We start from the raw sequence: 14,375 nt of genomic DNA, 5'->3' as shown, positions 1-14,375 counted from the left end.
CCTCAGTCACAAGGCTCTAAAATCTGTCCTTGATTAACGTTGAAAGAAGCAGCTTGCTGAATCATCTCATGATCGATGCCGTCAATATTCGTTGTTGTCACAAAGGTCTGGACCTTCTCCTTGAAAGTATGGAGCAAGTGCGTTTGACGGTAATCATCCAGCTCGCTTAATACATCGTCTAATAAAAGAAGCGGGTACTCACCGACTTCACTGTTGATTAATTCTATTTCTGCAAGTTTCAAAGAAAGGGCCGTTGTTCGCTGCTGTCCTTGAGAGCCATATGTTTGGACATCTCTTTCGTTGACAAAGAATTTCAAATCGTCCCGATGCGGCCCAAACAATGAAACTCCCCGTTCAATCTCCCTTTCTCTTATACGTTCGAAAGTGTTTTCATATTCTGCCTTTATTTTTGACAAATCCATATCTTCTAATACATGAGGGACACTTGATTGATAGCGGATATCTAATGTTTCAAGTCCTCTCGTAATACTGGAATGGATAGATAAAGCCCATTCTTTAAGCAGATGAATAAATCGAAACCGCCGGAAAACCACTTCAGCAGCCAAGTCAATCATTTGTTCAGTTAAAATGTCCAGCATGGTTAATTGCTTAATCTTTTGTTTAGCAAGTTCCTTTAATAAAGCATTTCGCTGCTGAAGCACCTTTTGATATTGGTTAAGTGTATGCATGTAAACGGGTTGAATTTGTCCTATCTCCATATCGATAAAGCGCCTGCGGTAGCTGGGGCTGCCCTTGACCAAATTCAAATCTTCAGGCGCAAACATGACAACATTACACGTGCCGACATATTGACTGAGCTTCTTTTGTTCCAAATGATTAACGCTTGCTTTTTTGCCCTTTTTTGAAATGGTCAGCTCAAGGGGAATGATCCCGTTTTTCTTTATAATCCTACCTTCTATTTTAGCATAATTTTCGTCCCATTTGATTAATTCTTTGTCATTAGGTGTACGATGAGACTTAGCCATGGCCAGTACATAAATAGCTTCGAGAAGATTCGTCTTCCCTTGGGCATTTTCGCCAAGAAAAACATTGACGGAATCAGATAGATTGATTGAAGCATTATTGTAATTACGGAAATTGGATACAGTGATGGATTCTAAGATCAAAAGGGATTCCCCCCTTTTAGCTGATGTTCTAAAGCGAGAGCATGAACATCAGTTTTTACTTTTCGATAATAAACTCCCCATGATTTTCAATCTCGACATGATCACCATCATAAAGCTTTTTGCCTCTGCGGTTTTCGGGTTCATGATTTACATTAACATTGTATTCGGACAAAAACCATTTGGCCTGTCCTCCTGTACTTACAGCACCAATATATTTTAACAGTTGTCCTAATGTCATGTAATCCTGATCTGAATGAATTTTAACATGCTGCATAGTTCTCACCAACTTTCATCATAAGTTTAATGATCAAGGTATTTTAAAAATGATCATAGCACTGGAATAGAATGATGAAAAAGGCCGTTGAATGACGGCCTTTAAACATCTTTATAAAATTAATAAGTTCTTACAGGAAGAATAAGCATCAAGATCCCTTCATCCTCTACAGGGCGAATAAGAAACGGTCTCATCGCTCCTGTAAAACTTATTCGAATCTCTTGAGACTCGATCCGGCTTAAGGCATCTATCATATATTTTGCGCTAAATGAGATTTTTAATTCTTCTCCTTCTAACGATTGAAGCTCTACATTTTCGAATACCCTTCCCAACTCCGCTGACTGAGAAGAAATTTCAATGCTGTCTTCAAGCGTTCTAAATTTCACGACATTGTTTCTTTCCTCTTTTGCAAGCAATGAAGCTCTGTCAATGGCTTGCAGTAAGGCTTTAGTTGATAAAATAATATCGGTTTTGCTCTCTGTCGGTATAAGTCTATTTGTGTCAGGATAATTACCGTCAAGCAGTCTTGAGTAAAATTGAAGATGTTTTGTTTTAAAAAGAATTTGACTCTCCGTAATGACAATTTCAACCCATTCTCCGCTTGAGTCATCAAGAATCTTTGATAATTCATTCAAGCTTTTTCCAGGAATAACGATATTCTTATATTCCGCATTCTCATCTGCGTCAATTGAAATCGTTCTGCTCGCCAGCCTGTGGCTGTCCGTTGCGACACAGTTTAAATTGCCATTTTGGATATTCCAATTTACACCTGTCAACACCGGGCGTGTTTCTGAGGTGGACACCGCAAAGCCGGTTTGACGGATGACGTGTTTCAATAAATCTGTCCGCACGTGAAGGACATTACCTTCTTCAATAAGCGGCAGCCTAGGATATTCCTCAGCATCTAAGCCGTTAAGATTAAATTCAGACGATCCTGAAGTAATTCTTGTTATGAGTCTGGAATCAACCTCAATATTAACAAATTCACTCGGCAGTTTTTTTACAATATCAGAAAAAACTCTTGCTTGCAGAACAACGCTTCCAGTCTTTTCTATTGTTGCATATTCTTCATCATTTTCTTCCAATGGGATAAAAGATTTAATCGAAATATCAGAATTGCTGCCTGTTAATGTAATACCGTCATGAGAAGCGGTTATTTTAATGCCAGTTAGAATGGGAATCGTTGTTTTTGAAGATACTGCTTTCATGACATGATTAACATTTTCTACTAACTTATCCTTAGTAATAGAAAATTTCATAGCAAGGGCTGTGTCATGGTTGTTTGAATTCATGACATCTTGCATGAGAATACCTCCTAATATATATCAAGTAATAAAAAAAGCCGTAGTAATAGTAGGCGATGTGAGTTTGTGGATAACTTTCAAAACAAGCCGGTAATAAGGCCTATCCACATGTGGATAGGCTGTGTATAATTAACGCTGAATCAAAACAAATTATCAACAAAGTTGTGGGTAAACAAATCTTTAGTTTTTGATTTTCATAGGTGACTTGAGCTTTTCAGCAATGTCTTTAATTTTCTTTTGCAGCTCTCTATCAGTCGCTAATAGCTTTGAAATTTTTTCGTGGGCGTGAATCACAGTTGTATGATCTCTTCCGCCGAATTCCTCGCCTATTTTAGGCAGGGAATAGTCCGTCATTTCCCTTGATAAATACATAGCGATTTGCCTTGGGAAAGCAATTGATTTTGTCCTTTTTTTCGCTGCGAAGTCTTCTAATTTTACTTGATATTCCTCGCCTACAGCCATTTGAATATCTTTAATCGTAATCACCTTCGGCTTTGATGAAGGAATAATATTTTTAAGTGCTTCAGCGGCCAAATCAACATTAATATCGAGGTTGTTCATAGATGAATAAGCAACAACTCTAATCAGTGCCCCTTCAAGTTCCCTGATATTAGTATCGATTTGATTTGCTATATAGAGCATGACTTCATTCGGCATTTCTAAACCGTCAGCTTTAGCCTTTTTGCGGAGAATGGCGATTCTTGTTTCAAGATCAGGAGGTGTAATATCTGTAATTAAGCCCCACTCGAACCTTGATCTGAGCCTGTCTTCCAATGTTGGAATTTCCTTAGGCGGCCGATCGCTTGAAATGACAATTTGCTTTGCTTCTTCGTGCAGTGTATTAAAGGTATGGAAAAATTCTTCTTGAGTTGATTCTTTTCCGGCAAGGAACTGAATATCATCAATTAATAAAACATCGACACTGCGGTATTTATTGCGAAATTCGTCGCCCTTATTATCCCGTATAGAGTTGATAAATTCATTTGTAAATTTTTCAGAAGAAAGATAGACAACTTTTGCGTCTGGATTATGTTCTATGACATAGTGGCCGATAGCATGCATTAAATGAGTTTTGCCTAATCCTACTCCGCCATAGATAAATAAAGGGTTATAAGCTTTAGCGGGTGCTTCAGCCACAGCTAAAGAAGCAGCATGTGCAAAGCGATTGCCGCTGCCAATGACGAAATTATCAAAGGTATTTTTGGAATTAAGCATGCCTATTTTTGATTTTTCATTTTGATCTTCTTTTTGCTTTTGAGGCTGTTTTCTCCGCTGATCAAAATTTAATGAATCATCATCCATCTTGTTTTGCGGAATTATAAATTTAACGTTTAAGTTTGAACCGGTAATATTTCTTATCGTATCAGTAATAAGATTAGAATAGCGGGTTTCAAGCCAATCCCTAGCAAACTCGTTAGGTGCAGTAATAGTAATAGTATCGTCTTCAAGAGAGTGTGCGGTTGTAGACTTCAACCATGTTTCGAAACTCGGCTTGCTAAGTTTCTTTTCTATTAAAGAAAGGGCTTGTTTCCATAAATCATGAATGTTATCCAATGATGTATCCCCCCTTTATAAAGATATTATCCACAGCCCTGTATAAAGTAATAGCAGATATATAAGTATATCAGAAAAATTGTCGACATGAATCACAAATTTGTGGATAGTACTTTTCACACCCTGTTAATAGATGTCCACATTTTTATCCACAGGTTGTGGAAAAGATATTTTGAGAAAATATTATTCAAGTGATAAAACACAATAATCATAACAAAAAAATACAGGTCGCGCAACGGTTTCAGGTGTGTTATCCACAAGGCACAGATCCTGTGAAAAAATGTTGTCCACAATGGGTTTATTTGTGTAAAAGTTGTCGATATCTGTTGTTGATAAAAAATAATGCCGTCGAATTTTATCCACAAGTGTTTAGAATGAGTGAGATATGTCAACAACAGGAGGGGCCAATTTAAAAATTCCAGAGGCTTCGGCGAAGTGTTTATAAGAGTCAATAAAAAAAGAAGGGGTCATTCGCATCCTTGACAACGAACCATGCTCTCATATATAATAGTCCAGACTGTGTAAGGCATATATCCTCTGGGAGGTGTAATAAATGAAACGTACTTATCAACCAAATAATCGTAAAAGAAAGAAAGTACACGGTTTCCGCTCACGGATGTCAACAAAAAATGGACGTAAAGTTCTAGCTCGTCGTCGTCGCAAAGGCAGAAAAGTACTTTCAGCATAAGGCCACTGTTAGACCCGCAGTGGTCTTTTTTGCTAGATACGGAAGATATGTTTGAAAAGGGGGACTAAGGAATATTTGTCTTCCTTTTTGAACATATATTATAATACTTTTAACGGTTGGAAAAGCAGGATGCAAGGCAGGAGGAAGCCATCTGATGATGGCGCCCAACTATATTTTCATTAAGAACGACTTGTCCGGAGTGACAATATGGAGACATTGAAAAGACTAAAAAAAAATTATGATTTTCAAGAGGTTTTTAATAAAGGGGAGTCAACTGCAAATCGGCAGTTTGTCGTTTATGTTCTAAAACAGCCTGAACAGGAGTATTCTAGACTAGGGATTTCAGTCAGTAAGAAGATTGGAAACGCTGTTACTAGAAACCGGGTTAAACGATACATAAGGGAAGCGATCAGACATTTAGAGGACAGGCTCCCAGCAGGCTGCGATTTTGTTATTATTGCAAGAAAACCGACAGCCGATATGGGGTATCGCGAGTCTCTAAAGAGTATCCAGCATGTATTAAAACGTGCCGGCGTTATATCGCGTCATAGAAGGTGATAGATTGAAGTGGCTGTTTGTTGGGCTTATCCGTTTTTACCAAAGGTTCATTTCTCCTTTAACGCCGCCAACTTGCCGCTTTCTGCCTACATGTTCCCAATACGGGGTTGAAGCAATCACGCGTTTCGGCATATTAAAAGGAGGATACTTAACGATAAAAAGAATATTAAAATGTCATCCGTTTCACCCAGGAGGTTTCGACCCTGTTCCTGACAGAAATGAACGAACAAAACGATACCGTTGATCATAGTTTCAATGACGATCAAGGAGGTAAAGGTGTGCGAAGAAAAATAACTGTGACGGCATTATTATTACTCCTTATAGCCGTACTGTCAGGGTGTAATGATATGAATCAGCCTATCAATGCTCACAGTACGGGGATATGGAATGAATATTTTGTATGGCCGTTATCATGGTTTATAACGTCCATAGCAAATTTTTTCAGCGGCAGTTATGGACTGGCGATCATTATTGTGACGTTAATTGTCCGTCTTGTTTTAATGCCGTTAATGATCAAGCAAACAAAAAATTCTATTGCTATGCAGGAACTTCAGCCTAAGATAGCGAAATTAAAAGAAAAGTATAGTTCTAAAGATCAGAAGACCCAGCAGAAATTGCAGCAAGAACAAATGAAGCTTTTCCAAGAACATAATATTAATCCGTTAGCGGGATGTTTGCCGTTAATTATTCAAATGCCGGTTCTCATAGCGCTTTATCATGCGATTATGCGAACAACGGCTATTAAACATTCTAATTTTCTTTGGTTTAGCTTAGGTCATCCAGACCCTTACTTTATCTTGCCGATTGTTGTGGCTGCAGCTACATTTATCCAGCAAAAAGTTTTGCTCGGTAAAACTGGAAATACCAACCCGCAAATGGCAATGATGACATATATCTATCCAATTATTATTGGCGGTATGGCCATTTACTTCCCATCTGCCTTAGCTCTTTACTGGTTTGTCGGAAACGTCTGGATGATTTTCCAAACCTACATTTTATACAGCTCCAGATTAACGAAAAAAAATAAGGAAAAAGAAGCAGGGGGAGCGAAAAAGTGAGGGAAGTCACCACGCAGGGTAAAACGATAGAAGAGGCGGTGCAGACCGCGTTAGAGTCTTTAAAAACAACTAAAGAAAATGTGATCATTGATGTATTAGAGGAACCGAAAAGGGGTTTGTTGGGTGTCATCGGGGTTAAACCGGCTCTCGTTAAAGTGACGCTAAGATACCAGCCTATAGATAAAACCATTGAGTATATAGAGAATATGATGTCGAAAATGGGCATTTCTTGTGATATTAAAGTCATTAGCCAAGATGAAAGAAATGTCGAATGTCAATTGATGTCACAAGACGCTGCCTTAATTATAGGAAAAAGAGGACAAACGCTTAACGCCATTCAACTTTTGGCGAATCTAATGATTAACAAACACTCTGATCATAAAGTAAAATTAACTTTAGATGTTGAAAATTATCGTTTGAAGCGCAAAGAATCTCTTGAACGGCTGGCGAATCGGACAGCTGAAAGAGTAAAGACATTCAACCGTCCGGTGAAGCTTGATCCGATGCCGTCTTATGAGAGAAAAATTATTCATACTGCCCTGCAAAATATCGACCATGTCACGACAAGGTCTGAAGGTGAAGAACCTCAACGTTATGTCATTGTTTTCCCTAAATCATAAATAACTGACTGAAAAGCACACGCTGCTAAGGCGTGTGCTTTTTTTTTGCGATTAAGGAGATATAAATTTGGCAATCGTTATAACAGGTTAGCTGAGTGAGTATAAAAACCGACATTCAAAAAAAGGTTGTGGATAACTTAAGTGAATTATGTTATAAATAAAGTTATCCACAAGCAAAGAAAAGGAAATGCTTTATCCACAGTAAAATTTATGGTATCCTATATTGTTAGGGAACAAAAATGTGGATAACAATGTTTGATAGAGAATGTTTAATATACAGGATAACTTTCCAAGACTTATGAACATCATGAATAGATGATTCACCGAGGCTAGAAAGAGGTGAGACATATGGATATAGATACAATAGCAGCAATATCAACACCAATGGGAGAGGGAGCTATTGCGATCATTAGATTAAGCGGTCCCGATGCCATTGAGATTGCTGATAAAATATATAAGGGTAAAAGCAAGCTTAAAGAGGTCGAAACGCATACAATCCATTACGGGAAGATGATCAATCCTGAGAACGGTGCGGTTATTGAAGAGGTCATGGTATCTGTCATGAGGGCTCCAAAAACATTTACTCGTGAAGATGTTGTCGAAATTAACTGCCATGGCGGGGTTATGTCGGTTAATAAGGTACTTGAATTGACGTTAAGAAACGGAGCAAGGCTTGCAGAACCCGGTGAATTTACTAAAAGGGCCTTTTTGAATGGGCGGATTGATTTGTCCCAAGCAGAAGCCGTTATGGATCTTATCCGGTCAAAAACTGACCGCGCGATGACTGTGGCAATGGGACAAATGGAAGGCCGCTTGTCAAAGCTGGTGCAAAGCTTGCGGCAAACGTTATTGGAGATTATTGCTTCGGTAGAAGTTAATATAGATTATCCTGAATATGATGCAGAGGAAATAACTAACGGAATTTTACTTGAAAAAGCAAAGATGGTCCGTGATAAAATTGAGGAGTTATTAGTGACTGCAAAGCAAGGGAAAATATTAAGAGAAGGATTGTCAACCGTTATTATAGGCAGGCCTAACGTTGGCAAGTCGTCGCTATTAAACAGTTTAGTGCATGAGAACAAAGCAATTGTCACTGATATTCCGGGAACAACAAGAGACGTCATCGAAGAATACGTTAATATTCGCGGTGTTCCTTTGCGTTTAGTAGATACTGCAGGAATAAGGGAAACCGAAGATATTGTTGAGCGGATCGGTGTCGAGCGGTCCCGAAAAGTATTAAAAGAGGCCGATCTTATTCTTCTGTTGCTGAATTATAATGAAGCCTTAACTGAAGAAGACCGCAAACTTTTCAAAGCAATAGAAGGCATGGATGCCATTATTATTGTCAATAAAACGGATCTTGAACAAAACATTTCCCTTAATGATGTAAAGAAACTTGCTGATGGCCGTCCTATTATCACAACATCTTTATTGAAAGAAGAAGGCGTTAATGATTTGGAACAAGCTATTGCCTCTTTGTTTTTTGAACAAGGCATAGAAACGCAGGATATCACTTATGTTTCCAATATTCGTCATATTACTTTATTAAATCAAGCCAAAGAGGCGATTAACGACGCGATAAACAGTATGTCCCTTGGCGTTCCTGTCGATATGGCACAGATTGATGTCCGCAGAACATGGGAAATTCTTGGTGAAATTGTCGGAGATACGGTATCCGAAAGTTTAATTGATCAGTTGTTTTCACAATTTTGTTTAGGAAAGTAAAAACCAACACACATGAAGGGCGGGAAGCCCTTATTTTTTGAAAATATCCTTTAAAGGAGGTTTAAGCGATGAAAACATATAAAGCTGGCGAATATGATGTTATCGTTATCGGCGCCGGTCATGCCGGCGTTGAAGCAGGTTTGGCTTCAGCAAGAATGGGCGCAAAGACGCTCATGCTGACGCTTAATTTGGACGCTATTGCTTTTATGCCATGTAATCCATCAGTCGGCGGCCCGGCAAAAGGCGTCGTTGTTCGGGAAATTGACGCACTAGGCGGAGAAATGGGAAGAAATATCGATAAAACCCACATTCAAATGCGCATGTTGAATACAGGAAAAGGGCCTGCCGTCAGAGCTTTGCGAGCACAGGCTGACAAAGTATTGTATCAACAAGAAATGAAAAAAACGCTTGAACAAACGGAAAATCTCACTCTTCAACAAGGAATGGTTGAACGGCTAATTGTTGAAGACGGCGTATGTAAAGGTGTTATAACAAAAACTAATGCTGAATATCGCGCCAAAAAAGTGATTATTACGACAGGCACATTTTTGAGAGGCAAGATTATTATCGGTGATCTCTCTTACGAAAGCGGACCGAACAATATGCAGCCATCTATTAATTTGTCTTACCATTTACAAGAACTTGGCTTTGATATTGTTCGTTTTAAAACAGGAACACCGCCTCGTGTTAACAGCCGTTCCATCGATTATTCCAAAACGGAAATTCAGCCGGGAGATGAAGAGCCGCGTGCGTTTTCTTATGAAACAACGGAATTCATTACAGATCAGATTCCATGCTGGCTGACTTATACAGGAGAAAAAACGCACGAAATCATTAATAGTAATTTACATCGTTCACCGATGTATTCAGGTATGATTAAAGGCACAGGCCCTAGATATTGTCCATCTATTGAAGATAAAATCGTTCGTTTTAATGATAAGCCGCGCCATCAAATTTTCTTGGAACCGGAAGGCCGAAATACAGAAGAAGTTTATGTGCAAGGCTTGTCAACAAGTCTGCCGGAAGATGTGCAGCGGGAAATGCTAAAAACAGTGCCTGGTCTTGAAAAGGCTGAAATGCTTCGTGCCGGTTACGCCATTGAATATGATGCCATTGTTCCGACACAGCTTTGGCCAACGCTTGAAACCAAAAAGGTTAAAGGTTTATATACTGCCGGTCAAATTAACGGCACTTCAGGTTACGAAGAAGCGGCTGCACAAGGCATTATGGCCGGCATTAATGCGGCTTGCGCTGTATTAGGAAAAGAACCGGTTATTCTTGATCGTTCCCAAGCTTATATCGGTGTGCTCATTGACGACCTTGTAACTAAAGGAACCAATGAACCTTATCGTCTGTTAACATCACGCGCCGAATATCGTCTATTGCTTCGTCATGATAATGCTGACTTAAGATTGACTGATATCGGGTATCATATCGGCTTAATTTCTGAGGAAAGATATCAAAAGTTCACTAAAAAGAAAGAAATGATTAAAAAAGAACGTGAACGTTTGTCGAAAATATCTATTAAGCCAACAGAAGAAGTGCAAGCTCTTCTTAAAGAAAAGGGAGCAAACGAATTAAAGGAACCCGTTAAAGCCGATCATCTATTAAAACGTCCAGAGCTCACTTATTATGATATTTTAAAATTTATTCCTGAACCGCCCGAAGAAATCAGTGAAGAAGCGGCCGAACAAGTTGATATCCAAACGAAATATGAAGGCTATATAAGCAAGCAATTGCAACAAGTTGAGAGAATGCGCAAAATGGAAAATAAAAAGATCCCTTCAGATCTTGATTACTCCGCTATTAACGGTCTTGCAACAGAAGCTAAACAAAAGCTTAGTCAAGTCAAACCGTTATCTGTAGGGCAGGCTTCACGAGTTTCAGGTGTAAATCCAAGCGATATTTCGATTTTGCTTGTTTATTTAGAACAAGGAAAATTGGCTAAGGTTGCTGAATAGTAATGGAGGAAGCGATGAATAAGTTTATTAAAATTTTAGAGGAGAAGGGAATAACCCTTTCTCCTCATCAAATTAATCAATTCCAAAAGTATTATGAATGTTTAGTTGAATGGAATGAAAAAATGAATCTAACCGCAATAACCGATCGGGAACAAGTATACATAAAGCATTTCTTTGACTCTCTCACACCAAGTTTTTATTTTGACCTAACCCCCGAATTAACCTTATGTGATGTTGGTTCAGGTGCCGGTTTTCCAAGCATTCCATTAAAAATTTTATTTCCCAATCTTAAGATTGCCATTGTCGATGCGCTTAAAAAACGGCTGACCTTTTTAGAGGCTTTAGCCAAAGAACTTTCTTTAAGTGACATAAAACTGTATCATGATAGAGCAGAGACGTTTGCTAAAAAGCCCGAAATTCGCGAGAGCTTTGATATTGTAACTGCAAGAGCGGTTGCCAAATTGTCGGTTCTTAGCGAATATTGCTTGCCGCTTACGAAAATTAATGGTACATTTATTGCTTTAAAAGGAGCAAGCGCTGAAGAAGAAATCGAAGATTCAAAGAAGGCAATAGACATTCTGGGCGGAAAGATAAAAGATGTCCAAGCCTTGCTTTTACCAGAGGAACAAAGCCATCGTCATCTTATTTTTATAGATAAAGTGCAAAAGACACCTAAAAAATATCCAAGAAAGCCTGGAACGCCGAGCAAAATCCCATTATAATGTCAAGCAAGAAGCGGTGTTTTCCGGGCGTAAAAAGGGTTAGCTTATGGGTGACTTCACTGTTGTGCCCGGGTTTACCGCTTAACAGGTTTCACGTGAAACAGGCTGTATAATGAAGGATTTACTGTTTAAAGAGCGAAATTATTATTGGGGAAACACCAAAAAGGGTGGTGACATTTATGAAACATCCTTTTTCCAAAATATTTGGTCAAGGGGAAAGAGACGAGGCTATTGATGAACTTGAGCATGAACATGTTCAAGAAATTGATATAAAAGATATTATTCCCAATCGTTTTCAGCCGAGAACTGTTTTTAATAAAGAAAAAATTGAAGAATTGGCACAAACTATTCAAACACATGGGATTATACAACCAATTGTATTAAGAAAAATTGATGATAAATATGAAATCATTGCCGGCGAACGGCGCTGGCGGGCAGTAACTTCTCTTGGCTGGAAAACTGTTCCTGCCATTATAAAAGAATTTGATGATGCTCAAACGGCCGCTGTTGCACTTATTGAAAACTTGCAGCGGGAAGAATTAACAGCCATTGAAGAAGCGATGGCCTATGCTAAATTGATGGATATACATGGACTTACACAGGAGAGTCTTGCCGTAAAACTTGGCAAAGGACAGTCAACAATTGCAAATAAATTAAGGTTATTGAAGTTGCCGGACATGGTTCAAAATGCGCTTTTAGACAAACAAATTACCGAAAGGCATGCCCGTGCCTTAATTGGTTTAAAAGATCAGGAAAAACAAGAGAAACTGCTTAAAGAAATTATCGAAAAGCAGCTTAATGTTAAACAAACGGAAGAAAGAGTCAAAAAGTTAAAAGAAGATCAATCAGCCAAACCTAAAAGAAAGAAACGCTTGTCACTAAGCAAAGATATGAGAATAGCGGTTAACACGATAAGGCAATCGGTCGGTATGGTTGAAGACAGCGGATTAAATGTAGACACTGATGAACAAGATATGGGAGATTATTATCAATTCACTATAAGAATTCCTAAAAAATAATGAGGCGCTGCCAGAAAACGTTTAGCAGCAAGAAATGAACAGAGTTCTTATGAACCGTCTCCTTAACTATACAGTTTAAGGGCAATATAAAGGCAGGTGACATTGTGCAGTGGGTAAAATATTAGCCATTGCGAATCAAAAAGGCGGTGTTGGCAAGACAACAACATCGGTTAATTTGAGCGCTTGTTTGGCATACCTTGGAAAAAGAGCTTTACTTGTTGATATGGACCCCCAAGGAAACGCGACCAGCGGTGTTGGTATTGACAAAGGTGATATAGATGAATGCATTTATGATGTTCTAATAGAAGATGTTAATCCTGAAGATGTTATCAGGCCAACCTTAATTGAAAATCTCGAAATTATACCTTCGACAATTCAGTTAGCGGGTGCGGAAATAGAACTTGTACCAACTATATCTAGAGAAGTAAGGCTTAGTCGTGCGCTTGAAAAAATTAGTGATCAATATGATTATATTATTATTGATTGTCCGCCTTCACTTGGATTATTAACCATCAATGCATTAACGGCATCTGATGCAGTAATGATTCCTGTTCAATGCGAATATTATGCACTCGAAGGTTTAAGTCAATTATTAAATAATGTTCGGTTAGTCCAAAAGCATTTAAATAGTCATCTTCAGATTGAAGGTGTGCTTTTGACGATGCTGGATGCCAGAACAAATCTTGGACTTCAAGTGATTGAAGAAGTTAAGAAATATTTCCAAGACAGAGTCTATCAAACTATTATTCCCCGTAATGTAAGGCTGGGTGAAGCACCAAGCTACGGGAAACCAATTATCATCTACGATCCAAAGTCAAGAGGTGCTGAAGTATATCTTGAATTGGCAAAGGAAGTGATGATGGATGAGTAGGGGCTTAGGCAAGGGCATAAATGCTTTTTTTCCCGCTAATGTCGTCGATGACAAAGATACTGTTCAACACATAAAGATAAAGGATTTACGGCCTAATCCTTATCAGCCGAGAAAAAAATTTGATGATGATACGATTAATGAGTTAAAAACATCTATCGAGCAATATGGCATTATCCAACCGCTTATTGTTCGAAAAAGCATTAAAGGCTATGATATAGTCGCCGGCGAAAGAAGATATCGAGCTGCTATTGAGGCAAAATTAAATGAAGTCCCGGCGGTGGTCAAAGATTTTACAGATAAGCAAATGATGGAAGTTGCTCTCATCGAAAATCTTCAAAGGGAAGATCTGAATCCGATCGATGAAGCTTTAGCATATAAAAAACTGATGGATGAATTAGACATTACTCAAGAGGAATTGGCTAAAAAATTAGGAAAAAGCCGTCCTCATATTACGAACCATATTCGATTATTGCAACTGTCCCAACCGCTGCAATCATTAATTGCTGATGGGAAATTATCAATGGGACATGGCAGAGCGCTGCTAGGATTAAAAAATAAAAAGAAGCTGCCTGCGTTAGTAGATAAAATTATTAAAGAACAAATGAATGTTAGGCAATTAGAACAGCTGATTCAAAAGTTAAATCAAAATGCTGCACGTGAAACATCGAAAAAGGATAAAGTAAGTCTTAATCCTGAATTAAAGCAAAAAATCTCTTTATTGAGGGAAAGGTTCGGCACATCCGTTGCCATTAAACCCGTAAAAAATAAAGATAAGGGAAAAATAGAAATTGAATATTACTCAGAAGATGATTTAAATAGATTAATTGAAATACTCGAAGGACAGCACCAAAGGTAAAGGGCGTATCTAAAAACTTGGCCATAAATTGTCTTTCA

The 14,375-nt window shown here is 38.4% G+C and carries 15 protein-coding genes; 11 read left to right on the top strand and 4 right to left on the bottom strand.

All coding sequences use genetic code 11. The annotated features are described in order from the left end of the window. Window positions 1–2: 2 nt before the first annotated feature. The 4 genes from recF to dnaA all read right to left on the bottom strand — a co-directional run bounded on the left by recF (window position 3) and on the right by dnaA (window position 4,259). Complete coding sequence (gene recF, locus JOD45_RS08530; protein ID WP_205003467.1) at window positions 3–1,127, bottom strand: DNA replication/repair protein RecF; 1,125 nt, start codon at window positions 1,125–1,127, stop codon at window positions 3–5. A 55-nt stretch (window positions 1,128–1,182) separates the two neighbouring features. Continuing rightward, window positions 1,183–1,401: a S4 domain-containing protein YaaA gene (gene yaaA, locus JOD45_RS08525; protein WP_205003466.1), complete on the bottom strand. Its 219-nt coding sequence runs from the start codon at window positions 1,399–1,401 to the stop codon at window positions 1,183–1,185. 119 nt (window positions 1,402–1,520) lie between these two features. Then, window positions 1,521–2,660, bottom strand: a complete 1,140-nt coding sequence (gene dnaN / locus JOD45_RS08520; protein ID WP_205003498.1) for a DNA polymerase III subunit beta — start codon at window positions 2,658–2,660, stop codon at window positions 1,521–1,523. A 225-nt stretch (window positions 2,661–2,885) separates the two neighbouring features. Then, complete coding sequence (gene dnaA, locus JOD45_RS08515) at window positions 2,886–4,259, bottom strand: chromosomal replication initiator protein DnaA (protein ID WP_205003465.1); 1,374 nt, start codon at window positions 4,257–4,259, stop codon at window positions 2,886–2,888. Window positions 4,260–4,812: 553 nt separating this feature from the next. Between dnaA and rpmH the strand changes: the two genes are divergently transcribed. From rpmH to JOD45_RS08460, 11 genes are all read left to right on the top strand, one after another. Beyond that, complete coding sequence (gene rpmH, locus JOD45_RS08510; protein ID WP_021290274.1) at window positions 4,813–4,947, top strand: 50S ribosomal protein L34; 135 nt, start codon at window positions 4,813–4,815, stop codon at window positions 4,945–4,947. A gap of 207 nt (window positions 4,948–5,154) precedes the next feature. Next, window positions 5,155–5,505: a ribonuclease P protein component gene (gene rnpA, locus JOD45_RS08505; protein WP_205003464.1), complete on the top strand. Its 351-nt coding sequence runs from the start codon at window positions 5,155–5,157 to the stop codon at window positions 5,503–5,505. A gap of 4 nt (window positions 5,506–5,509) precedes the next feature. Then, on the top strand, window positions 5,510–5,749 hold the full coding sequence (gene yidD, locus JOD45_RS08500) for a membrane protein insertion efficiency factor YidD (protein ID WP_205003463.1): 240 nt from the start codon (window positions 5,510–5,512) through the stop codon (window positions 5,747–5,749). Window positions 5,750–5,783: 34 nt separating this feature from the next. Beyond that, complete coding sequence (gene spoIIIJ / locus JOD45_RS08495; protein ID WP_205003462.1) at window positions 5,784–6,563, top strand: YidC family membrane integrase SpoIIIJ; 780 nt, start codon at window positions 5,784–5,786, stop codon at window positions 6,561–6,563. After that, window positions 6,560–7,183 carry an RNA-binding cell elongation regulator Jag/EloR gene (gene jag, locus JOD45_RS16550; RefSeq protein ID WP_205003461.1) on the top strand — a complete coding sequence of 208 codons (624 nt, stop codon included), beginning with the start codon at window positions 6,560–6,562 and terminating at the stop codon, window positions 7,181–7,183. Before spoIIIJ ends, jag begins: the two co-directional genes overlap by 4 nt. Before the next feature lie 354 nt (window positions 7,184–7,537). After that, window positions 7,538–8,908 (top strand): tRNA uridine-5-carboxymethylaminomethyl(34) synthesis GTPase MnmE, encoded by a 1,371-nt coding sequence (mnmE, locus tag JOD45_RS08485; RefSeq protein ID WP_205003497.1) that lies wholly within the window; start codon window positions 7,538–7,540, stop codon window positions 8,906–8,908. A gap of 68 nt (window positions 8,909–8,976) precedes the next feature. Then, window positions 8,977–10,869, top strand: a complete 1,893-nt coding sequence (mnmG, locus tag JOD45_RS08480) for a tRNA uridine-5-carboxymethylaminomethyl(34) synthesis enzyme MnmG (RefSeq protein ID WP_205003460.1) — start codon at window positions 8,977–8,979, stop codon at window positions 10,867–10,869. Between the two features lie 14 nt (window positions 10,870–10,883). Further along, window positions 10,884–11,591 (top strand): 16S rRNA (guanine(527)-N(7))-methyltransferase RsmG, encoded by a 708-nt coding sequence (gene rsmG / locus JOD45_RS08475; RefSeq protein ID WP_205003459.1) that lies wholly within the window; start codon window positions 10,884–10,886, stop codon window positions 11,589–11,591. A 179-nt stretch (window positions 11,592–11,770) separates the two neighbouring features. Beyond that, on the top strand, window positions 11,771–12,610 hold the full coding sequence (gene noc, locus JOD45_RS08470; protein WP_205003458.1) for a nucleoid occlusion protein: 840 nt from the start codon (window positions 11,771–11,773) through the stop codon (window positions 12,608–12,610). A gap of 109 nt (window positions 12,611–12,719) precedes the next feature. Next, complete coding sequence (locus tag JOD45_RS08465; protein WP_205003457.1) at window positions 12,720–13,481, top strand: AAA family ATPase; 762 nt, start codon at window positions 12,720–12,722, stop codon at window positions 13,479–13,481. Then, complete coding sequence (locus tag JOD45_RS08460) at window positions 13,474–14,337, top strand: ParB/RepB/Spo0J family partition protein (RefSeq protein ID WP_205003456.1); 864 nt, start codon at window positions 13,474–13,476, stop codon at window positions 14,335–14,337. The genes JOD45_RS08465 and JOD45_RS08460 overlap by 8 nt, the downstream gene beginning before the upstream one ends. Window positions 14,338–14,375 lie beyond the last annotated feature (38 nt).

Source organism: Scopulibacillus daqui (genome assembly GCF_016908855.1).
Classification (GTDB): Bacteria; Bacillota; Bacilli; order Bacillales; family Sporolactobacillaceae; genus Scopulibacillus_A; species Scopulibacillus_A daqui.
Note: the sequence above shows the minus strand (reverse complement) of the source record. Positions and strands in the feature narration are given on the sequence as shown.

Coding starts and splice junctions, on each gene's coding strand:
- yaaA (WP_205003466.1), bottom strand. CDS start 1,401: ATGCAGCATGTTAAAATTCATTCAGATCAGGATTACATGACATTAGGA.
- dnaN (WP_205003498.1), bottom strand. CDS start 2,660: ATGAAATTTTCTATTACTAAGGATAAGTTAGTAGAAAATGTTAATCAT.
- rpmH (WP_021290274.1), top strand. CDS start 4,813: ATGAAACGTACTTATCAACCAAATAATCGTAAAAGAAAGAAAGTACAC.
- rnpA (WP_205003464.1), top strand. CDS start 5,155: ATGGAGACATTGAAAAGACTAAAAAAAAATTATGATTTTCAAGAGGTT.
- mnmG (WP_205003460.1), top strand. CDS start 8,977: ATGAAAACATATAAAGCTGGCGAATATGATGTTATCGTTATCGGCGCC.
- rsmG (WP_205003459.1), top strand. CDS start 10,884: ATGAATAAGTTTATTAAAATTTTAGAGGAGAAGGGAATAACCCTTTCT.
- noc (WP_205003458.1), top strand. CDS start 11,771: ATGAAACATCCTTTTTCCAAAATATTTGGTCAAGGGGAAAGAGACGAG.
- JOD45_RS08460 (WP_205003456.1), top strand. CDS start 13,474: ATGAGTAGGGGCTTAGGCAAGGGCATAAATGCTTTTTTTCCCGCTAAT.